22 protein-coding genes are annotated in these 20,516 nt (G+C 67.2%); 18 read left to right on the top strand and 4 right to left on the bottom strand.

Translation table 11 applies throughout. The annotated features are described in order from the left end of the window. Positions 1 to 87 precede the first annotated feature (87 nt). From HV773_RS08990 to rfaE2, 6 genes are all read left to right on the top strand, one after another. Positions 88 to 1,287 carry an ABC transporter substrate-binding protein gene (locus tag HV773_RS08990; protein WP_129561022.1) on the top strand — a complete coding sequence of 400 codons (1,200 nt, stop codon included), beginning with the start codon at positions 88 to 90 and terminating at the stop codon, positions 1,285 to 1,287. Positions 1,288 to 1,342: 55 nt separating this feature from the next. Further along, positions 1,343 to 2,167, top strand: coding sequence for an enoyl-CoA hydratase/isomerase family protein (locus HV773_RS08995; protein WP_129561023.1), 825 nt, complete (start codon positions 1,343 to 1,345; stop codon positions 2,165 to 2,167). A gap of 139 nt (positions 2,168 to 2,306) precedes the next feature. Then, on the top strand, positions 2,307 to 3,017 hold the full coding sequence (locus tag HV773_RS09000) for a PhaM family polyhydroxyalkanoate granule multifunctional regulatory protein (RefSeq protein ID WP_129561024.1): 711 nt from the start codon (positions 2,307 to 2,309) through the stop codon (positions 3,015 to 3,017). Between the two features lie 89 nt (positions 3,018 to 3,106). After that, complete coding sequence (locus HV773_RS09005) at positions 3,107 to 4,324, top strand: patatin-like phospholipase family protein (protein ID WP_129561025.1); 1,218 nt, start codon at positions 3,107 to 3,109, stop codon at positions 4,322 to 4,324. A 375-nt stretch (positions 4,325 to 4,699) separates the two neighbouring features. After that, the gene (locus tag HV773_RS09010) at positions 4,700 to 5,560 is read left to right on the top strand and encodes a ferritin family protein (RefSeq protein ID WP_174220075.1); all 861 of its coding nucleotides are present in this window, start codon (positions 4,700 to 4,702) and stop codon (positions 5,558 to 5,560) included. Between the two features lie 156 nt (positions 5,561 to 5,716). Next, positions 5,717 to 6,202, top strand: a complete 486-nt coding sequence (gene rfaE2 / locus HV773_RS09015; RefSeq protein ID WP_129561027.1) for a D-glycero-beta-D-manno-heptose 1-phosphate adenylyltransferase — start codon at positions 5,717 to 5,719, stop codon at positions 6,200 to 6,202. A 64-nt stretch (positions 6,203 to 6,266) separates the two neighbouring features. Here rfaE2 and HV773_RS09020 read toward each other — a convergent pair whose 3' ends face one another. The 3 genes from HV773_RS09020 to HV773_RS09030 all read right to left on the bottom strand — a co-directional run bounded on the left by HV773_RS09020 (position 6,267) and on the right by HV773_RS09030 (position 8,457). Further along, positions 6,267 to 6,509, bottom strand: coding sequence for a hypothetical protein (locus HV773_RS09020; protein ID WP_129561028.1), 243 nt, complete (start codon positions 6,507 to 6,509; stop codon positions 6,267 to 6,269). Positions 6,510 to 6,604: 95 nt separating this feature from the next. After that, positions 6,605 to 7,540, bottom strand: coding sequence for a type III pantothenate kinase (locus HV773_RS09025; RefSeq protein WP_129561029.1), 936 nt, complete (start codon positions 7,538 to 7,540; stop codon positions 6,605 to 6,607). Beyond that, positions 7,537 to 8,457 (bottom strand): biotin--[acetyl-CoA-carboxylase] ligase, encoded by a 921-nt coding sequence (locus HV773_RS09030; protein ID WP_377731424.1) that lies wholly within the window; start codon positions 8,455 to 8,457, stop codon positions 7,537 to 7,539. The genes HV773_RS09025 and HV773_RS09030 overlap by 4 nt, the downstream gene beginning before the upstream one ends. Before the next feature lie 361 nt (positions 8,458 to 8,818). Here HV773_RS09030 and HV773_RS09035 point away from each other — a divergent pair, with 361 nt between their 5' ends. The 10 genes from HV773_RS09035 (at position 8,819) to HV773_RS09080 (ending at position 18,053) form a co-directional block, all read left to right on the top strand. After that, positions 8,819 to 9,940 (top strand): MlaE family ABC transporter permease, encoded by a 1,122-nt coding sequence (locus HV773_RS09035; protein ID WP_377731425.1) that lies wholly within the window; start codon positions 8,819 to 8,821, stop codon positions 9,938 to 9,940. A gap of 68 nt (positions 9,941 to 10,008) precedes the next feature. Continuing rightward, complete coding sequence (locus HV773_RS09040) at positions 10,009 to 10,890, top strand: ABC transporter ATP-binding protein (RefSeq protein ID WP_129563257.1); 882 nt, start codon at positions 10,009 to 10,011, stop codon at positions 10,888 to 10,890. Positions 10,891 to 11,041: 151 nt separating this feature from the next. Next, positions 11,042 to 12,007, top strand: a complete 966-nt coding sequence (locus HV773_RS09045; protein ID WP_129561032.1) for an MlaD family protein — start codon at positions 11,042 to 11,044, stop codon at positions 12,005 to 12,007. 82 nt (positions 12,008 to 12,089) lie between these two features. Then, positions 12,090 to 12,749, top strand: a complete 660-nt coding sequence (locus HV773_RS09050) for an ABC-type transport auxiliary lipoprotein family protein (RefSeq protein ID WP_129561033.1) — start codon at positions 12,090 to 12,092, stop codon at positions 12,747 to 12,749. A gap of 61 nt (positions 12,750 to 12,810) precedes the next feature. Beyond that, positions 12,811 to 13,992: a VanZ family protein gene (locus tag HV773_RS09055; RefSeq protein ID WP_129561034.1), complete on the top strand. Its 1,182-nt coding sequence runs from the start codon at positions 12,811 to 12,813 to the stop codon at positions 13,990 to 13,992. A 223-nt stretch (positions 13,993 to 14,215) separates the two neighbouring features. Beyond that, positions 14,216 to 14,542 carry a (2Fe-2S) ferredoxin domain-containing protein gene (locus HV773_RS09060; protein ID WP_035524047.1) on the top strand — a complete coding sequence of 109 codons (327 nt, stop codon included), beginning with the start codon at positions 14,216 to 14,218 and terminating at the stop codon, positions 14,540 to 14,542. 103 nt (positions 14,543 to 14,645) lie between these two features. Beyond that, positions 14,646 to 15,278: an alpha/beta hydrolase gene (locus HV773_RS09065; protein ID WP_129561035.1), complete on the top strand. Its 633-nt coding sequence runs from the start codon at positions 14,646 to 14,648 to the stop codon at positions 15,276 to 15,278. A 226-nt stretch (positions 15,279 to 15,504) separates the two neighbouring features. Next, positions 15,505 to 16,719 (top strand): D-alanyl-D-alanine carboxypeptidase family protein, encoded by a 1,215-nt coding sequence (locus HV773_RS09070; protein ID WP_129561036.1) that lies wholly within the window; start codon positions 15,505 to 15,507, stop codon positions 16,717 to 16,719. Then, complete coding sequence (locus tag HV773_RS09075) at positions 16,720 to 17,715, top strand: D-amino acid aminotransferase (RefSeq protein ID WP_129561037.1); 996 nt, start codon at positions 16,720 to 16,722, stop codon at positions 17,713 to 17,715. A gap of 38 nt (positions 17,716 to 17,753) precedes the next feature. Next, a complete protein-coding gene (locus HV773_RS09080; RefSeq protein ID WP_129561038.1) occupies positions 17,754 to 18,053 on the top strand; it encodes a DUF493 family protein in 300 nt (99 codons plus the stop codon). A gap of 102 nt (positions 18,054 to 18,155) precedes the next feature. On the opposite strand, the gene HV773_RS09085 is transcribed toward HV773_RS09080, so the two are convergent. Beyond that, a complete protein-coding gene (locus HV773_RS09085; protein ID WP_129561039.1) occupies positions 18,156 to 19,133 on the bottom strand; it encodes a transcriptional regulator GcvA in 978 nt (325 codons plus the stop codon). Positions 19,134 to 19,232: 99 nt separating this feature from the next. Here HV773_RS09085 and HV773_RS09090 point away from each other — a divergent pair, with 99 nt between their 5' ends. Beyond that, entirely contained in the window at positions 19,233 to 19,559 is a 327-nt protein-coding gene (locus HV773_RS09090; protein WP_129561040.1) for a DUF2917 domain-containing protein, read from the top strand. An 86-nt stretch (positions 19,560 to 19,645) separates the two neighbouring features. Beyond that, entirely contained in the window at positions 19,646 to 20,515 is an 870-nt protein-coding gene (gene lipB / locus HV773_RS09095; RefSeq protein ID WP_129561041.1) for a lipoyl(octanoyl) transferase LipB, read from the top strand. Position 20,516 lies beyond the last annotated feature (1 nt).

The following is a 20,516-nucleotide window of genomic DNA, read 5'->3' on the forward strand; positions in this document are numbered from 1 at the left end:
TGATTCCGCAGGCTTCGAGGGCGGCTACACTGGCCCACTCGAAGCGGTACCCAGAATACGCCGATATACCAAGACACCGGAGACACCGTGAAGCCCCTTCGCCCACGTCGCTTACGTCGTTTTGCTGGCTCGCTCGCATTCAGACTGGCCGCGCCATGCGCGGCGCTCGCCAGCCTGCTCGCCCCCACGCTCGTACTCGCGCAGGTCAAGGTCGGCCTCGTGCTTTCGCTCACCGGCCCGGCCGCTTCGCTCGGCATTCCGGAGCGCGACACGGTGGCCATGCTGCCCACGCAGATCGGGGGGCAGCAAGTCCAGTACATCGTGCTCGACGACGCCTCCGACACCACCCAGGCCGTGCAGGACACGAGAAAGCTGATCGACGAGCAGCACGTGGACGTCATCGTCGGTTCGTCGATCACGCCGAACACGCTCGCGATGCTCGATGTGGTCGCGCAGAGCGAGACGCCCACGATCTCGCTGGCGTCGTCGGCGAAGATCATCGAGCCCGTGGACGACAAGCGCCACTGGATGTTCAAGACCCCGCAGACCGACGCGATGATGGCCGGCGCAATCGCTGAGCACGCGGCCGCACACAATGTGAAGACCATCGCCTACATCGGCCAGGCCGATGCGCTCGGCGAGGCCTTCTATGCCGAAGTCGAGAAGGCTGCGCAGGCGCGCGGCATCAAGCTCGTCGCGAGCGAGCGCTTCAATCGCACCGACCCGAGCGTGACGGGCCAGGCGCTGAAGATCGTCGCCGCGAAGCCCGACGCCGTCGTGGTGGGCGCGGCCGGCACGCCCGCCGCGCTGCCTCCGAAGGCGCTCAAGGAGCGCGGCTACAAGGGCCTCATCTATCACAATCATGGCGTAGGCAACCGCGACTTCCTGCGCGTGTGCGGCGCCGACTGCAACGGCACTTTCCTGCCCGCGAGCCCGGTGCTGGTGGCTTCTCAATTGCCCGAGGACGAGCCTGCGCGGCGCCTCGCGCTCGACTATATTTCGCGCTACGAAGCACGTTACGGCGCCGGGTCGGTGTCGGCGTTCGGCGCCTATGCGTGGGACGCGGGCCTCGTGCTCCGCGGCGCGATTCCGGTAGCGCTCAAGTCGGCGGCGCCGGGCACGAAGGCGTTTCGTCACGCGCTGCGCGACGCCATCGAGTCGACGCGCGGCCTGCACACCACCAACGGCATCGTCAACATGAGCGCCACGGACCATCTGGGGCTCGACGCGCGTGCACGCGTGATGGTCGAGATCCAGGACGGCAAATGGGTCTACCAGCCGCGTTGATGTTGCGTTGATATCGCGTATAACTATGCAATCCGAAGCAATTCAGGAGCCCCTCATGAACGATCCTTTTTATGCTAACTATCACGCGCTGCGCGTGCGGCGGCACGAGCACGGCATCGTCGAGATCGTGATGAGCGGCGAAGGCGCGAACAAGAGTGGTCTCGCCACCGCCGACGCCAACATGCATCGCGAGCTAGCCGAAATCTGGCGCGACGTCGACCGCGATCCCGCCGCGCGCGTCGCCGTGATCCGCGGCGAGGGCAAGGGCTTTTCGGCGGGCGGCGACCTCGCGCTCGTCGAGGACATGGCCACCCATTTCGACGTGCGTGCGCGTGTCTGGCGCGAGGCGCGCGACCTCGTCTACAACGTGATCAATTGCAGCAAGCCGATCGTATCGGCAATGCATGGCCCGGCGGTGGGCGCGGGGCTCGTGGCGGGCCTGCTCGCCGATATCTCCATCGCGGCGAAGTCGGCGCGCATCATCGACGGGCACACGCGCCTCGGCGTTGCGGCGGGCGACCACGCCGCAATCGTCTGGCCGCTGTTGTGCGGCATGGCGAAGGCGAAGTACTACCTGCTGCTGTGCGAACCGGTGAGCGGCGAGGAGGCCGAGCGCATCGGCCTCGTCTCGCTCGCAGTGGACGAGAACGACCTTCTGCCCAAGGCGTTCGAAGTCGCGAAGCGCCTCGCGAACGGTTCGCAAACCGCGCTGCGCTGGACCAAGTACGCGCTCAACAACTGGCTGCGCCAGGCGGGGCCGAATTTCGACACCTCGCTGGCGCTCGAATTCATGGGCTTTGCCGGACCCGACGTCCACGAGGGCGTGAAGTCGCTGCGCGAGCGGCGCGCACCGGAATTTCCGGGTGGCGATCCGTTCTAACGGGACCGTGGCGGCGCGGTATGATCGAAGCAGACTATTCGTGCTTTGCGCCGCGCGCGGCAAGACCTGCCGCGCACCGCAAGTCGCTGTTCACACTGGCCGGCCCGCAAGGCCGCCAACCTCGCGAGGGAGAATCCGCATGACCGAATCCGCAGGCACCGTGCCGCCGTTCCCGGGCTTTCCCGGCTTTCCGCCCGCTGAAATGCTCGACCGCATGTGGGGGATGATGCGCCTCACGCCCTTCGGCAGCGCCTTTCCCGGCAGCGAGCCGGGCGCGGGGCAGGGGCTCGGACCGTCGCTTTCGATGATGTCCGACATGATGACGCCGCTCACGAACATCGAGGAACTCGACAAGCGCATCACCGACCTGCGCGCCGTCGAGCAGTGGCTCAAGCTGAACCTGAGCATGCTGCAGTCCGCGATCCAGGCGCTCGAAGTGCAGCGCGCGACGCTGTCCACGCTGCGCGCGTTTGGTACGTTCGCGCAGTCGCAGATGAGACCGTCTAGCGAACAGAGCGCGCCGGAACCCGAGCCGCGCGCCGCACGCCCGCAGCCGGGCGCCGAGTCGGCCGAGGCGGCCAAGGCTGCGCAGGCAGCGGACGCCGATGGGGCAACGCCGCCGCCGGGCTTCGATGCCTCGTCGTGGTGGAACCTGTTGCAGTCGCAGTTCAATCAGCTTGCGGAGTTCGCGATGGCCCAGCCCGCTGCGGCGGCCGAGGCGGCGCAGGCTGCCGCCGAAGCGGCCGCGCCGCGTGCGAAGCCGGCGGCCAAGCGCAGCAGCAGTGGTGGCGGCAGCGCGGGCAAGACGACTGCGCGCGGCGCGAAGCGCCCGCCCGCGCAGCCCGAGTAAGGCAGGGTGAGGGCGCGGTAAGGGCGCGGTAAGGGCAGTCAACAGCAATTTCGTCCTGCGGGACGGAGCACTCGGGGAGCGTCGGCATCATGCGGCTTGCGCTCGTGATGATGGGCGGCGGCGCACGCGCGGCCTACCAGGCCGGCGCGCTGCGCGCGCTCGCGGAACTCGCCGGAGCGGCCGAGCCGGCGCGGCGCGCGATGCCGTTCACGGTGATCTGCGGCACCTCGGCGGGCGCGATCAACGCCACCTCCATCGCCAGCCACGCCGATCACTTCCTGCATGGCGCCCAGCGTCTCGTCGAGATCTGGTCCTCGCTGAACGCCGCTCAGGTGTATCGCGCCGACTTGCCCGGCGTTGCCGCGTCGGGCGCGCGCTGGCTCGCTGCGCTCATGTTTGGCTGGGCCACCTTCGGTCTCGCCGCGCGACGCACGCCGCGCACGCTGTTCGACAACACCCCGCTCGCGCATTTTCTGGCGGACACGCTCAACTTCCACCGCATCGAGCAGATGCTCGACGAGCGCCTCCTGCACGCGCTTTCCGTGACGGCGCTCAGCTATTCATCGGGGCGGCATCTGACCTTCTATCAGGCCAGCGAGCCGATCAGCGCGTGGCGGCGCGCGCGGCGCACGGCGCGCATGGTCGCGCTCACGCCAGCGCATCTGCTGGCTTCGGCGGCGATTCCCTACGTGTTTCCCGCCGTGCGCCTCGAACTCGACGGCCACCACGAGTATTTCGGCGACGGCTCGATCCGCCAGATCGCGCCGCTTTCGCCTGCCATTCACTTCGGCGCGGAGCGCATCGTCGTGATCGGCGCGAACGCGAGCGCGCCCGAGGTGCCGGCCGCGCGTCCCGACATCGACGTCTATCCGACGCTCGCGCAGATCGGCCAGCAGGTGCTCGCGAGCGTGTTTCTCGACGCGCTGGACGCCGACATCGAGCGCATCGAACACGTCAACCGCATGGTGCTGCACTTGCCGCACACGGTCGATCCGGAAAGCGGCTGGCGGCACATCGAGGTGCTGGCGATCCGGCCGAGCGAGCGCATCGAGTTGATTGCGGCGCGTCACTTGAAGCAGTTGCCGCTCTCGGTGCGCGTGCTGCTGGGCGCGGTGGGCGGCAATCGCGCGTCAGGCGCGGCGTTTGCGAGCTACCTGCTGTTCGAGAGCGCTTTTACCCAGGAACTGATCGAGCTCGGCTATCGCGACACGCTCGCCCAGCGCGAGATTCTTTCGGAATGGCTCAAGCAACCGTCGGACTCGCCCGTCGGCGTGGTGCACGGGCACCCTGAGGCGCGCCGGAACTGAAAGATCGGCGTGCTATCATCGTGTAAGGTTTTTCCGACCGTCGTTGGGCGTGAGTTGGGCGTAGCGAATGCGGCAATTTGTCGCAGATTGCCGGGCCGCCCGCCGCGCGGTATCCCGCGACAATTCCGGCAGCCGGATTCAAGGCATGGTGCAACTACCCAGAATCCATCACGGCGCCGCTCAATCCGGCATTACAGATTGCCACTCGACAGGAAGTAATCTGTTTAGCGGGGTGTGATTGCGTCCGGGCGGCCGGTAACCGCGTAAAATTAAATGCTTTCGCCTGTGGGCGCGCGCGAGGAAGCCAGCGCGGCGCGCCGCGGGCAGCACGATACAAGTCGTCATGCGCAGAACAGGGGCGGGACTATGAACACGATGCTTTATCCGGAACTTTACAAATCGCTCGAATCGGTCCGTTGGGACATGGAAAAAGACATTCCATGGGATAAGTTCGATGCGTCGCTCCTCACCGACGAGCAGGCTCAGACCATCAAGATGAACGCGATCACCGAATGGTCCGCGTTGCCGGCCACGGAGATGTTCCTGCGCGACAATCATCATGACAGCGACTTCTCCGCGTTCATGAGCGTGTGGTTCTTCGAGGAGCAGAAGCATTCGCTGGTGCTGATGGAGTACCTGCGCCGCTTCAAGCCGGAACTCGTGCCCACCGAGGAAGAGCTGCACGCCGTGCGCTTCGTGTTCGATCCGGCGCCGCCGCTCGAAACGCTCATGCTGCACTTCTGCGGCGAGATCCGCCTGAATCACTGGTATCGCCGTGCAGCCGAATGGCACACGGAGCCGGTCATCAAGGCGATCTACGAAACCATCTCGCGCGACGAGGCCCGCCACGGCGGCGCCTACCTGCGCTACATGAAGAAGGCGCTCAACAACTTCGGCGACGGCGCGCGCGCGGCGTTCGCGAAGATCGGCGTGCTGATGGCCTCGGCGCGCCGCACCGAAAAGCCGCTGCACCCGACCAACCTGCACGTGAACCAGGCGCTGTTCCCGCGCGACACCGTGCAGTCGCGCCTGCCCGATCCGGAATGGCTCGAGCGTTGGCTCGACGAGCAAATCCGCTTCGACGACGGCTGGGAAAAGAAGGTGGTCGAGCGCATCCTGCACAACCTGTCGATCCTGTTCGAGCGCACGTTCAGCACGGCGCAGGAACTGAACCGCTACCGCAAGGAAGTGGTGCAGCGCCTGCAGGGCGAACAGGGCGCGCAGCAGCCGGCCTGATGGTCTGCTAGTCCGTGTCCCGCTGAACACCGTTTGTCTCGCCCGCCCGCCGTGGCGCGGCGAACCCGGCAGCCCGGAGCGCTCGCGCGTGACGGGCTGTTTTTTTCATCGGCGAGCTTTCCCTTTCCGTTCTAAACAGCGACCCATTCGAATCCCATGCCCGCATCCTTCGAACGCAAGATCACGACCCGCGAAGCGCTCGCGCAAAGGCGCGCCTCGCTGACCGGCCCGGTGGTGTTCACCAATGGCGTTTTCGACATCCTGCATCGCGGGCATGTCACCTATCTCGCCGATGCGAAGGCGCTGGGCGCGACGCTGATCGTCGGCGTGAACAGCGATGCTTCGGTGCGCATGCTCGGCAAGGGCGACGACCGCCCCATCAACAACGAGAACGACCGCATGGCGCTGCTGGCGGCGCTGGAGAGCGTGGACTGGGTGGTGCAATTCGGCGAGCAAACGCCGGTTGAGCTGATCGAGGCCGTGCATCCCGACATTCTCGTGAAGGGCGGCGATTACGACATGGATGCGCTGCCCGAGTCGGCGCTCGTGCGTGGCTGGGGCGGCCGTGCGCTTGCCATTGCCTTCGAGCACGACCGTTCGACCACCAAGCTGCTGCAGAAAGTGCGCGCGCAGCAGGGTTGAACGGCTTTAACGGCCGACGCGCGGCGCCATGCACGCGCGCCAAGCCGGGCAGGGCCTGGCCGGATTACTGCGTCGAGAGTTCCGAGGCCTTAACGGCCGGATCGGCCATCGGGCCGCCCACCACGGGCACGTCCACCGACTCCGAGGGCTTGATCGGCCTCACCAGGAGGCCTTCCGGGTGGATCTGCCGGTTCAGTTGCTTGTTGCCGCTCGTGCTCGTGAGGGGGGCGGGGCCGAACAGGCCGCGGACCGCCCCGAAGGCGAGCAGGTTGGCGAGAATCAGTATGGCGATCAGCCAGCGCAGCATCGTGTGAGACTCCGTCGATATCGTTCGTGAAGATCGCCGCCGCGCCGTGCGGCAGCACGCGCGCCCACGGCGCATTCAGGCACGCCCAGGCACGCTCAGGATTGCATCGCGATCAGCGCGAGGCCCGCGAGCACCAAGGCATCGTGGCGAGTATGCGGCACCTTCAGCGCCGCTGTCACTTCGGCGGCCGCGCCGCCGCTTACCACCAGCCGGACCGGCATTTTCCACGCATCTTGCAAATCGGCCCACGCGCGCTCGATGAGGCCCGCCTGGGCAAGCGCGCAGCCGGCCGAGATCGAGTGTTTGGTGTCGGTCGCGAAGAGCGGACCAAGTGTCGATGAACCTGTGGACGGCTCCGCTGCCAGGCCGGCGCCTGCTTTGGAACGCTGCTCGCTCCGTGCAGCGCCGATCAAACCGCGCGCGTTGTGCGCGTCGAGCACTGGCAACTGCGCCGTGTGCTCGCCCAGCGAGCGCATCATGAGCGTCCAGCCCGGCGCGATCAGGCCGCCCTCGAAGGTGCCGTCGGCGCGCAGCGCTTCCAATGTGGTCGCGGTGCCGAAGGTGGCGATGAGCAGCGGTTCGTCCGGAAACGCCGCGTGCGCGCCGATCATGCCAGCCCAGCGGTCGCTGCCGAGCGCGTCGGGCGTCGTGTAGCTGTTCGTCACGCCGCATTGCTGCCGGGCCGCGCGGATCACCGTGCGGGCCAGGCCAGGCCAGTGGGCGTCGAGCGCGGCGTCGATGCGCTGCGCCACCGCCGCTCCCGCCACGTTCGAGATCCACGCGCCGCCGGGTGCGGGCAGCGCCGACCAGTCGGCGAAGTCGCGCGCGGCTGGAGTATCGATCGAGGCAACAGCGGAGGTCACGGAGGCGTCGGACGCCGAATGGTCCGGGGCCGCGTCGTGGCTCGACGCGCCCGCGTGCAGGCGCGAGCCGTCGGCGGCCACGAGCGCCCACTTGATCCGGCTATTGCCTGCATCGATCAGCAGATACGGAGGCGGGCAAGCATGCGGGGCGCTGCGCGTACCGCTCATGCGCCGTTGCCCGCGAGCCGCAGGGAAATATCGCCGGTCGTGACGGCCTCGCGGCCGCGCGCGGTATCGACGAGCAACTGGCCGCTCTCGTCCACGCCCACGGCCACGCCGCGCAGCACCTCGACACCTTGCTCGTAGAGCGCCACCTCGCGGCCCGCATAGGCGTGGCATGCGTTCCAGCGCGCCTGGAACGGCGCGAAGCCCGCCGTGCCGAAGCGCTGCAGCGCGCCTTCGAGCGCGTTGAGCTCGGCGGCGAGCACGTCGGTGAGATTGGCGGCGGGCCACATGCGCGAAAGCGCGGTAGGCGCGGCGCCCGGCACCGGCGCGGCCTGCTGGGCAGCCGGGTCGGCGTTGAGCGCCTCGACCTTCGCGGCCAGCGCTTCCGGATGGCGCACGTTCGTGCCGATGCCGATCACCACCGCCGTCGCATTGGCCGTGCTCCACGCGGTCTCGACCAGGATGCCGACCAGCTTGTCACCTTCGAGCAGCACGTCATTGGGCCACTTGAGCGCGATCTGGCCGGGCGCGGCCACGGGCAGCGTGCGCAGGCCGTCCACGAGCGCGGAGCCGATCGCGAGGCTGAGCCCCGCGAGCCCTTCGATCGGGCGCGGCAGCACGCAGCCGATCGAGAACAGCAGGGCGTCGCCAGGCTGGGCGACCCAACTGCGGCCGCGCCGGCCTCGCCCCGCCGTTTGCAGGTAGGCCACCCGCACGATCGGGCGCGCGAGGGCGTTGGCGCGATGCGGCAGCGCTTTCAGGCGCGTCATCAGGTCGGCGTTGGTCGAGCCGGTTTCCTCGACGATCTCGATGGGCCAGTCGTGCGCGGCCGGACCGAACAGTGTCACCGCACGGTCACGGTCGATGCGCCAGTCGTCGGCGCTCGGGGTATTGGGGGTAGGGGTCATCATGTCTCGTATTGTAGTGGCGGCCAACCGTGCCGCGTGCGCCGATTCCATGCCGTTTTTTGCCTGCTATTCAGGCAATTCACAGGCTGCCCACAGCTGACCCACAGGTTATCCACGGAATCATCCACAGGCGGCAGGGTGGCGGGCGTCGACCCAATCGCGCTGGATCGCGCTCAATATCTGAGCATTCCACAGCGTGCCCACAGGCTGCCAACAGGTCATCCACAACCTTGTCCACAGCGGTCATGGGCGCAGCATACGCCCTGCACCGGCAGTGGGATCGGTGCGCGTCCCGACCGACGAAACGGGGCTCGTTCGCTACAATGGTTGATCACTTCTCCTTTTTCCCGAGCGCCCCGCCTTGAGTCATGAGATGCCGCCCGGCCTCGAAATCGCGGCCGGCACCCACGGAAAAATCGTGCGCCTGTCCGGTCAATGGACCGCGCTGGCGCTCGCGCGCGATCGCGACCGCGGCGGCGCGGCGCGGCGTCTGGGTGCGCTCGTTGGCGAGCGCATCGGGCAATGGGATCTCTCGCGTATCGAGCGCATGGATCACGTGGGCGGCCAGGCGCTCTGGCGCGCCTGGGGCCACAAGCTGCCCGCCGATCTCGTCGAACTGTCCGACACTCAGCGCGACATCTTCGAGCGCATTGCGCTGCTCGACTCGGTGCGCGAGCCGGCCGAGCGCGTGGTGCGCACTGGTCCCGTCACGCAACTCGGCCTTGCGATGTTTTCGTTCGGCGATCACCTGTACGGCGGGCTGGGCATGCTCGGCCGCGTGATGCTCGATCTGCTCCTAATCCTGCGCAAGCCCAAGGTCACGCCGTGGGTCGAGATTTCCGCGAACATCTATAACGCCGGCACGCGTGCTTTGCCGATCACGGCGCTCGTCGCGTTTCTGATCGGCATCGTGCTGTCGTATTTGTCGGCGCAGCAGTTGCGGCTGTTCGGTGCGAATCAGTTCATCGTGAATATTCTCGGGCTCGCGGTGATCCGCGAGCTCGGGCCGGTGCTTTCTGCCATTCTGGTCGCGGGGCGCTCGGGCTCGGCCATCACCGCGCAGATCGGCGTGATGCGTGTGACCGAGGAGCTCGATGCCATGCGCGTGATGGGCATCTCGCACGGCCTGCGCCTGATCCTGCCGCGCGTGATCGCGCTGGGCGTGGCCATGCCGCTGCTGGTAATGTGGACCGACATCATCGCGCTGCTCGGTGGCGCGCTCGCGGCCAAGGCCGTGCTCGGCATCGACATCTCGTACTTCGTTCGATCGTTGCCGAGCGTGGTCCCGACAGCGAATCTGTGGATCGGGCTGGGCAAGGGCGTGGCGTTCGGCATGCTGGTTGCTATCGTCGGCTGCCACTTCGGCTTTCGCATCAAGGCGAACTCGCAGAGCCTCGGCGAAGGCACGACCACTTCGGTCGTGACCTCCATCACCATCGTGATTCTCGCCGACGCCGTGTTCGCGATTCTGTTTCAGAACGTGGGGCTGTCATGAGTACGATCGGCACACCCGCAACACCCGGGGCGATCCGCACACCCGGCACGTTGACTACGAGCGGCACGATGACCACGCCGCTCAAGGGCGCGGTCGAGGACTTGCCGCTGCCGGCGATCGGCGAGCCGATCATCGAGGTGCGCAATCTCAGCAAGCGCTATGGGCGCAACATCGTCCATCAGCATCTGAATCTCGACATCCGCCGTGGCGAAATCGTCACGATCGTGGGCGGCTCGGGCTCGGGCAAGACCACGCTCGTGCGCCAGATCCTCGGGCTGGAGCGGCCCACCTCGGGCACCATCAAGATGTTCGGCGAGGACATCTCGACGATCGAGCCCGAGCGCGCCCGCCTGATGCGCACGCGCACGGGCATGCTGTTCCAGCACGGCGCGCTGTTCTCGTCGCTTTCGGTGTTCGACAACGTGGCGCAACCGGTGCGTGAACTCGGCAAGGTGCCGGCGGACCTGTTGCGCGACATCGTGATGCTCAAGCTCGAGATGGTCGGGCTGCCGTGCAAGCACGCATCGAAGCCGCCGGCCGCGCTCTCGGGCGGCATGGTCAAGCGCGTGGGCCTCGCGCGCGCGATCGTGCTGGAGCCGGAGCTGCTGTTTCTCGACGAGCCGACGGCGGGGCTCGACCCGCGTTCGTCCGACGAAGTGGTGGAACTCATCAGCACGCTGCACCGCGCGCTTGGCCTCACGGTCGTGCTGATCACGCACGATCTCGACGCCATGGTCGCGCTGTCCACGCGCGTGGCTGTGATCGCCGAGCGCAAGGTACTGGTGGCGGCGCCCGTGGAAGAGGCGGCGTGCGTGGACGATCCGTTCATCCGCGAATATTTTTTGGGCATGCGCGGCCGGCGCGCGCTGCAGGCGCTGCCGCCAGAGCGGCGCGCAAAGCTGCCGCCGGCGGCGCTCGCGCCGGCTTCGGTGGGCGCGAGGCCATGCTGACGCGCGCCACGCGAGGCGGCACCGGCGCGCGCGAGCGGCGCATGGCCGCGCTCGGGGTTGCGCGCGCAATTGCGCGAGTCGGCGCGCCGGTAGTCGCGCGGTCGGGTGCGCTGGTGGTAGCGGTAGTCGTCGCCAACAAGGGAATCTGACGATGGAAAACAAAGCGCATGCGTTCTGGGCGGGCGCCTTCACAATCGGGCTGCTGGCGGTGATCGCGTTCGCGGTCGTGTTCTTCAGCGCGGACCATACGGTGCGCGTGCCCTACGACCTGATCTCGCGCAGCAACGTGACGGGGCTCTATCCCGATGCGGCCGTGCGCTATCGCGGGCTCGACGTCGGCAAGGTGCAGTCGATCAAGTTCGATCAGAGCCACCCGGGGCAGATCCGCATTCGCGTGCTGGTCGACCAGAAGGCGCCGATGACGCGCTCCACCTACGGCACGCTCGCGCTGCAGGGCGTGACGGGCATCGCGTTCGTTCAGCTCGACGACAACGGTCTCGATCTGTCGCCGCTGCCCTCGTCGGAGAAGCACGTGGCCGAGATCCAGCTGCGCCCGGGCCTGCTCGACCAGTTGCAGCGTCGCGGTGACGCGCTGCTGCGCAAGCTCGACAGCATCGCCAGCGACGCTGACCAGATGCTGAACGAGGAGAACCGCAAGCAGATCATGGCGGCCGTCAACAGCGTGCAGCAGGCCGCGGACAACGTGAACGTCATCGCGCAGCAACTGGAGCCGACCACGAAGCTCCTGCCGGGTGCGGTCACGGACCTGCGCAAGACGCTGCAATCGACCAATCAGCTTGTCATCGGCCTGAACCGCCCGGATGGCCCGTTCCAGACCAACCTGAACAAGGCCGGCACGGCGGCGGCCCAGGCGGGGCAGGCGCTGAGTTCGATCGACGCGTCGATCCAGGAGCTCTCGGCGCGGGTGGGCTACGACACGCTGCCGCGCGTCGACTCGCTGACCGAGGATGTGCGTTCGGCGATGCGCTCGGTGGACCGGGCAGCAGGCACCTTCAGCACGAGTCCGAACAGCCTGTTGTTCGGCGGCGCGCCGCAGCCGGCGCCGGGCCCGGGCGAGCCTGGCTTTGCCTGGCCAGCTGGCGCGGGCGCGAAGTAACGGACGGGAAATAACGGGCGCGCAGCCACTTCGGGCAAAAACCGGCAAAAACCGCAGGAAGCTATTTCAGGAAGGAACCGCAATGTCACGCCAAGCCACTTCGTCACGCTCGCTCCCGAGGCTCTGCCGCGCCGCGCTCGCGGTGCTCGCCATCGGCATGCTGGCGGCGTGCGCAGGCCGCTCCGTCACGCTCTCCGAGGTCCGCTACGACCTCGGGCCGCAACAGGAGGCGGCCAGCCCATCGGCGGCGTCGCCCTCGGCGCCTTCGTCTGCTTCGCTGCCGCCGCTCAAGGTGCTCGAAGTGAACGCGCCGCCGACGCTCGACCACGACGGCATCCTCTACCGCCTGAGCGGCGACTCGCAGCGCACGGGGCGCTACGCGGACAGCCGCTGGACGATGTCGCCCGCGCGCCTGCTCACGCTGCGCCTGCGCAGTGCGCTCGGCTCGCGCGCCACCGTGCTCTCGGGCGCCGACGCGGTGCCGGCCCCCATGTTGAAGGTGGAACTCACCGAGTTCGAACAGGTCTTCGACTCATCGACGCAAAGCGCCGGCGTGCTGGCCGCGCGCGCGACGCTCATGCGCGGCGGCAAGGTGATCGCGCAGCGCTCGTTCGTGGCGCGCGCACCCGCGAGCACGCCCGACGCAGCCGGCGGCGTGGCGGCGCTGCGCGCGGCGAGCGACGATTTTGCGGGCCAGATCGGAACGTGGGTGAGCGCGCAGGCGTTCGCCGGCACGCCTTGAGAAACGCGAGGTCCGGGCGCGCTGGCGGGCCGGACGCATCAGAAGAGGCGGTACAGGCGGTATGTCGTCACCCAAACCCGAAACGCTGCCGCGCCAGGCTTCCATGCTCTCGCGCCAGGCGTTCGCGCTCTACACCGCACTGATCGTCTACGCCTCGTGGTATCCGTTCTCGGGCTGGCGCTCGCTCGGGCTCGGCCCCTTCGACTTTCTCGGCGATCCCTTTCCGAAGTACTGGACTGTCTTCGACGTTGTCACCAACGTGCTTGGCTACATGCCGTTCGGCGCGCTCGCGGTGCTCGCCGTCTGGCCGCGTTGTCGCGGCTTGCTGGCGGTCGCGCTCGCCACGCTGGGCGGCACGCTGCTATCGGGCGTCATGGAGGCTGTGCAGACGTATTTGCCCACGCGCGTCGCCTCGAATCTCGACCTTGGCACCAATGTGCTCGGCGCGCTGCTGGGCGCGGCGATTGCCGCGCCGGCCACGGGCGCGCTGCTTGAACGGGGCTTCCTGCGGCGGCTGCGCTTTCGCTGGTTCGAGCGCGATGCGGGCGCGCTGATGGTGCTGGCCGCGCTGTGGCCGTTCGCGACGATGTTTCCGGTGCCGCGTCTCTTCGGCATGGGCGACTGGCCGCGCGCGCTCTGGGAGCGCTTCGACGTATCGATGCAGGGCGCGGTGCTCGCCTGGGCGCCCGCTGCGTGGCACCTGAGCGCGTGGCCCGATGCGTTGGTCGCGCGCCTGCCGGAGTCTGACTGGGAGACGCTCATCACCGCGCTCAACTTGTTCGGCGCGGCAGCATTCGCCTCGCTGCCGATGCGCCCTCGCGCGCCGCGCGCGCGGCTCATCGTGCTGCTGATCGTGACCACACTCGTTGTGAAAGCGGGTGCGACCTTCCTGCAGTCGCAAAGCGGCCTGCTGTTCGACTGGGCGACGCCTGGGGCGCTCGCGGGGCTCGGCTGGGGCACGCTCACGGCCTTCCTCGCGTTGTTCCTGCCGCGTACGGCGCGCGCCGCCGCCGCGACGGCGGCGCTGGCAGTCTCGCTCGTGCTCGTGAACGTGCTGCCGGTGAGTCCCTATTTCGACGTGCTGCTCGCCGACTGGCGCCAGGGCCGCTATCTGCACTTCAACGGGCTGGCGCGCTGGCTCGCGTGGACATGGCCGTGGGCGGCGCTCGGCTGGACGGCGTTTTCGCTAGAGCGCGCGTGGCTTGCGCGGCGCGCGCGGAACCGGGCGCGATCGGGCCGCTGAATTTGGCGCTGAATTTGCCGCTGAGTTTGCCGCAGCGGTCCGGCCTCGCGTCCCGCACGCACGCCGATGACGCGAGAAGCGTTCGCGCCACGCTCGCTATAATCGATCGCATTGCGCCAACCGCATTGCATCGACGGCGCGCGCGAATGTGATTCAAGCGTGATTCAAACCTGAGCCGACCGCCACGCGCGCCGCGCCCGACACTTCACCGGTATCCCCCGCCATGACCGATTCGTTCTATCAACACCACGTCTTTTTCTGCCTGAACCAGCGCGACCCCGGCGCCGATCGTCCGAGCTGCGCGAACTGCAACGCCCAGGCGATGCAGGAATACGCGAAAAAGCGCGTGAAGGAGCTGGGCCTCGCGGGCCCGGGCAAGGTGCGCATCAACAAGGCCGGCTGCCTCGACCGCTGCGAGGAAGGGCCCACCGTCGTCGTGTATCCCGAGGGCACCTGGTACACCTATGTCGACGAGAGCGACATCGAGGAAATCGTTGTCTCGCATTTGCAGAACGGCCAGGTGGTCGAGCGCCTGAAGATCGACCGCTAATCGCCGGAAAGCGCGCCGGAAAGCGCGACAGGAAAAGCGCCAGATAAAACGCTAAAGAACCCCGCCCGCAAGGGGCCACGGAACCCAGGCAAGATCCGCAACGATGAACGCACAAACCGAAAAATTCCATATCGACGGTCCCATCGGCCAGATCGAATGCGCACTCGACAGGCCCGACGCGAACACGCCCGTGCGCGGCATCGCGCTCGTCGCGCATCCCCATCCGCTGTTTGGCGGCACCATGGACAACAAGGTTGCGCAGACCCTCGCGCGCACGCTCGTGCAGCTCGGCTACGTGACTTACCGGTCGAACTTTCGCGGCGTCGGCACGACGGCCGGCACGCATGACAACGGCATTGGCGAACAGGACGACCTGCTCGAACTCATCGGCTACATGCGCGCGCAGCCGGGCCAGGCCGATGTGCCGCTCGTGCTCGCAGGCTTCTCGTTCGGCACCTTTGTGCTTTCGCATGTGGCGAAGCGCTATCAGGACGCCGGTGGCCAGATCGAGCGCATGGTATTCGTGGGCACCGCGGCCAGCCGCTGGGAGGTCGCGCCGGTGCGCGACGACACGCTGCTGATTCACGGCGAGCTCGACGAAACCGTGCCGATTCTCTCCGTCTACGAATGGGCGCGCCCGCAGGAGCTGCCGATTGTCGTGATTCCGGGGGCAGAACACTTCCTGCATCGCAAGCTGCATATTCTCAAGCGCATCATCGTCGACGCCTGGCGTTGAAGTTCGAAAAGCGCTTCCAGTACGCGCAAACGTGTGCCCAGTTCGAAAAACGCCATCACGTGGCGCGTATAATGGGCCGTCTTTTTTTGCGCTCCGCCGCGCCCGTTTTCCTTGTATTCCGGCGTGTGAGCGAGGCGCCGCGGTTAGCCCCTGATTTCGGCCCCCCACCTGCGCGCCCCGTGGCGCGCAACGTTCATCCCGACCCCAATCCGTTCGACCTGAACCTATGCGTTTTCTCTCCTCCGGCCAGCAATCCTCCTTCGTTTCTTCCTCCACTGTCCGCAACGTCACGCTTGGCGCCATGCTGCCCGCGGCGCTCCTCGCAAGCGCGAGCGCGTTCGCGCAGGTGCCGCCGCCCGCGGTGAACGCGCGTTCGTGGGTGCTCATGGACGCTACCGCGAACCAGGTGCTCGCCTCGGGCAACGCCGACGAGCGCGTCGAGCCGGCCTCGCTCACGAAGCTGATGACCGCCTACCTCGTGTTCGAGGCGCTGCAGGCCAAGAAGATCACGATGGAGCAGATCGTCACGCCGAGCGAAGCGGTGCGCCGCGTGAAGAACGACGAGTCGCGCATGTTCATCGAGGCGAACAAGCCGGTGTCGGTGCATGACCTCGTGTACGGCATGATCATCCAGTCGGGCAACGACGCCGCGATCGCGCTCGCGGAACTCGTGGGCGGCAGCGAGGCGAACTTCGTCAACATGATGAATGCCGAGGCGCAGAAGCTCGGCATGGCGCACACGCATTTCGCCGACGTGAACGGCATGCCCGACCCGAATCACTACACGACGGCCGGCGACCTTGCGACGCTCTCCGCGCGCATGATCCGCGACTATCCCGAGTACTACAGCATCTTCTCGGTGAAGGAGTTCACGTACAACAAGATCAAGCAGCCGAACCGCAACCGTCTGCTGTGGATCGATCCGACCGTCGACGGCCTGAAGACCGGCCACACCAAGGCGGCGGGCTACTGCCTGATCGCATCGGCCAAGCGTCCGCTCGCGGGCGGCGGCGACCGCCGTCTGGTTTCGGTGATGATGGGCGAGCAAAAGGAGCACGACCGGGTTCAGGACAGCATGAAGATGCTGAACTACGGCTATAGCGCCTACGACAGCACGCGCATCTATGCGGCGAATCAGGCCGTGGCCACGCCGCGCGTCTACAAGGGCGCAACGGATTCCGTGAAGGTGGGCGTGAAGAAGGACCAGTACGTGACGCTGCCCAAGGGCGCCGCCGACAAGGCCAAGCCGCAGATCGAAATCACGACCCCGCTGATCGCGCCGCTCGCGGACGGCCAGCAGGTCGGCACGGCGAAGTTCGTCGGCGCGGACGGCAAGGTGCTCACGCAGTTCCCGCTGGTCGCGCTCCAGCCGGTGCCGCAAGCCGGCATCGCGGGCCGCGTGTGGGATTCGCTCATGCTCATGTTCAACAAGAAGAAGTAAATGGACGCATCGACTTCGGCCGCGCATGAGGCTGAGCCGCTCGTCTGGCTCGACTGTGGAACCGGCGGTGAGCTCACGCGGCTTTCCGAAGCGCGCGTGCCGGTGCTCGACCGTGGCTTCATTTTCGGCGACGGCATCTACGAAGTGGTGCCGGCCTATGCGCTCGAAGTCGAGGGCGCCGCGCCCGGCGTGGGCAAGCTGCGCGTGCCGTTTCGCATCGCGCAGCATCTCGCGCGGCTCGCGCGCTCGCTCGACAAGGTGGGCATCGCGAATCCGTTCGATGAGGCCGGCTGGCGTGCGCTCATCGCGCGCGTGATCGAGGCGAACGAGGCTGAGGGCGCGCTCGCGCGCGATGCGCATGCGAACGTCTACCTGCAGGTGACGCGCGGCGTGGCGAAGCGCGGCCATGCGTTTCCGGCGGGCGTGACGCCCACCGTGTTCGTGATGGTCACTCCGCTCGTGCTGCCCGGCGCCGCGCAGCGCGCGAGCGGCGTGGCCTGCGTCACGGCCGAGGATCGCCGCTGGCTCAATTGCGACATCAAGTCGACGTCGCTGCTCGGCAACGTGCTGATGGCGCAGAACGCAGTGGAGCACGGCGTGTTCGAGACGATCCAGTTGCGCGACGGCTGGGTGACCGAAGCGTCGTCGTCGAACGTGTGGATCGTGAAGGATGGCGCGCTCTACGCGCCGCCGCGCAGCAACAAGATTCTCGAAGGCATCCGCTATGGGCTAGTCGAGGAACTGGTGCAGGAATGCGGGATTCGCTTCGAGGCGCGCGAGATCGACGAAGCGGCGCTGCGCGCCGCCGACGAACTGCTCGTGACCTCGGCGACCAAGGAAATCCTGCCGGTGGTCGCGCTCGACGGCAAGGCCGTGGGCAACGGCACGCCGGGCTCGGTCTTTGCGGCGCTTTACGACGGTTATCAGCGTGCGAAAGCGCGCGAGGCGCGTGCGATTCTCGAGGCGCGCGAAGCGCATGGGGCGGCTCACAAGTAAGCCAGGGCCGCACTACACGCATTACAGGAAGTGGAAATATGACTGCATCTGAACTGAACGGCGGCGCTCAGGCGCCGGCCAAAGAATCCCTGATCGAATTCCCCTGCAATTTCCCCATCAAGGTGATGGGCAAGACGCATCCGGAGTTTCAGGACACGATCGTCGCCGTGCTGCGCGAATTCGACGGCAGCTTCGACGTCGCGACCATCGAATCGCGGCCGTCGAGCGGCGGTAACTACACGGGCCTTACGGTGACCGTGCACACCACGAGCCAGGCGCATCTCGACGATATTTATCGCGCGCTCACCGGGCATCCGATGGTGAAGATCGTGCTGTAAAACCTCGGGGCGTTGCGCTCGCTTGAGGTTGTGTTGCAAGGGCTGCTTTCGGGCGGCCCTTGTTGCTTTTATGGGTTCAATGTTCGGATTTAACGCGCGAGTTCAAAGCGCGTCCTCCTCGCGTGCGCGCAGCGCGGCAGCGGCGGCTGTCATGAGCGGGCCCGCCTCGCAGGCGTTCTCATAGAGCCGCCGGAAGCGCGCGACTTCGTCGAACACCCAGTCGCGAAACGCCTGCACGCGCTCGGTCTGCATGCGCTGCTGCGTGCAGATGAAGTAGTAGCGCCATGGGCTCGGCCCGTCGATGTCCTTGAAGAGCCGCACGAGCCGCCCGCGCGTAATCTCGTGCATCGCGAGCGAGCGCCGCACGAGCGCGATGCCCTGGCCGTCCATGGCGGCTTGCAGCAGGTTCGACGAATCCTGATAGAGCACACCGCGCTTGGGCTCGGGCATGTCGTGCATGCCGGCGGCGTCGAACCAGGGGCGCCAGAGCTCGTCGTCGGAGCGCAAGAGGGGCAGCTTCGCCAGTTCGCGCGGATCCTCGGGCAGCTTGCCGCCGTTGAAGCCCGGCGAGCACGCGGGAAAGAAGATCTCGTCGAGCAGGAGTTCGGCGTGCAGCCCGGGATAGTGGCCGTAGCCGAAACGCACGGCCACGTCGACATCGTCGCGCGCGAAATCGACGAGCGAGTTCGTTGATTGGAGCTCGACGTCCCATTGCGGATTGGCCTCGATAAAGCGGCCGATGCGCGGCGTGACCCAGCGCGCGGCGAACGACGAGAGCATCGACACCACGAGGCGCCGGTCGCGGTCGCCCGATCGGATCTCCTGGGTGGCGAGCACTAGTTGTGTGAGCGCGTCGCGCACCTGGCCCGCGTAGCGGCGGCCCGTGTCGGTGAGGCGTACGCGCTTGCCGTCGCGGGCGAACAGCGCAATACCGAGCTCGCCTTCGAGCGCGCGAATCTGGTGGCTGACCGCGCCGTGCGTGACGAACAACTCGTCGGCGGCGCGCGAAAAGCTTTCGTGGCGGGCGGCTGCCTCGAACGCCTTGAGGGCGTTGAGTGCCGGAAGCTGGCGCAGGTCCATCGCAATTTTTCTCACATAGCCGTGAAAATTGATCGTTTTGCCCGATCCCTTGCTGCGCCTACGATTGTAGCCATGGATGCGGCACCTTCGGAGGCAAAAATGAGAGAAATTTCTTCAGATATCACGTTTGAAGTGTCGGCGGATCAAGTGGCTTCGGTGCGGGTGGCGCGCAGCACGCGACTGACCGTGCACTGCGGCGCGGTATGGGTCACGCGCAGCGACGATGTCGCCGACTACTGGCTCGAACCCGGCCACACGCTGCGGCTGCGGCGCGGCGAGCGGCTGTGGATCGGCGCGGAGCAGGGCCGGGCGGCCTGGGTCGCGTTCGCGACGCCGGCGCGCGTAAGCGAGCGCGTGGCCGACTGGGCCACGCGTCTCGCGGCACGCTGGGGCATCCACGCCCGCGACGGATGGCGCACGGTTTGAGGCGGCCGGCCAGGTACGCCCGGTCAGGGGCGCCTGGTTGAGGGGGCTCGGCGCGCTTGTCCCGAATTAGGTAAACTCCGAGGATCATGTGCGCCACCCCGGTTTCAGTACCCCCGATTTCCCCTTCGTCCGACCCCGTCTTGACGGGCGAGCGCTTCGCGCCGCCCATCTTGCGCTGGCGCGGCAACGAGGCCTACCAGGCAAGCTTCGACGCCATGCGCGAATTCACCGCGCATCGCGACGCCCAAACGCCCGATGAAATCTGGCTCGTCGAACATCCCCCCGTCTTCACGCTCGGCCAGGCCGGCAAGCCCGAGCACCTGCTGATTGCCAACAGCGGCATTCCGCTCGTGCAGATCGACCGCGGCGGCCAGATCACGTATCACGGGCCGGGCCAGGTCGTCGCGTATCTGCTGCTCGACCTGCGGCGACGCAAGCTGATGGTGCGCGAGCTCGTCACGCTCATCGAGGAGGCCGTGATCGAAACATTGGCGGCGTATAATCTCGCGGGCGAACGCAAGGCCGGCGCGCCCGGGATTTATGTGCCAGAAGGCGCAACCGGACCCAGCGCGGCCCATGTGGGCGCCAAGGTCGGAGCACTCGGCCTGAAGATTAGCCACGGCTGCAGCTACCACGGCGTGAGCCTGAACGTCTCAATGGACTTGAGCCCGTTCCTCGCGATCAACCCGTGCGGGTATGCAGGCCTCGAAACCGTCGACATGGCCACGCTGGGCGCGCAAGCGTCCTGGCAAGACGTGGCCGCCACACTGGCGGCCCGGCTCGAGGCGAATCTCCACGCACACTGGGATTCGACCCTTTCAGCAGCGCTTTCGGTGGCCGAAGCTGCTGCCTCAGACCCTTCCGCCGCACCTGCGGCCGGGGTGAACCCGGCCACATCGGCCACCATGGGCGGACAACCGCCTCAACCGCGGGCCGGCGTTGCACCGGCGGCCTGAC

The sequence above is a fragment of the Paraburkholderia caffeinitolerans genome, assembly GCF_902859945.1.
Taxonomy (GTDB): Bacteria; Pseudomonadota; Gammaproteobacteria; order Burkholderiales; family Burkholderiaceae; genus Paraburkholderia; species Paraburkholderia caffeinitolerans.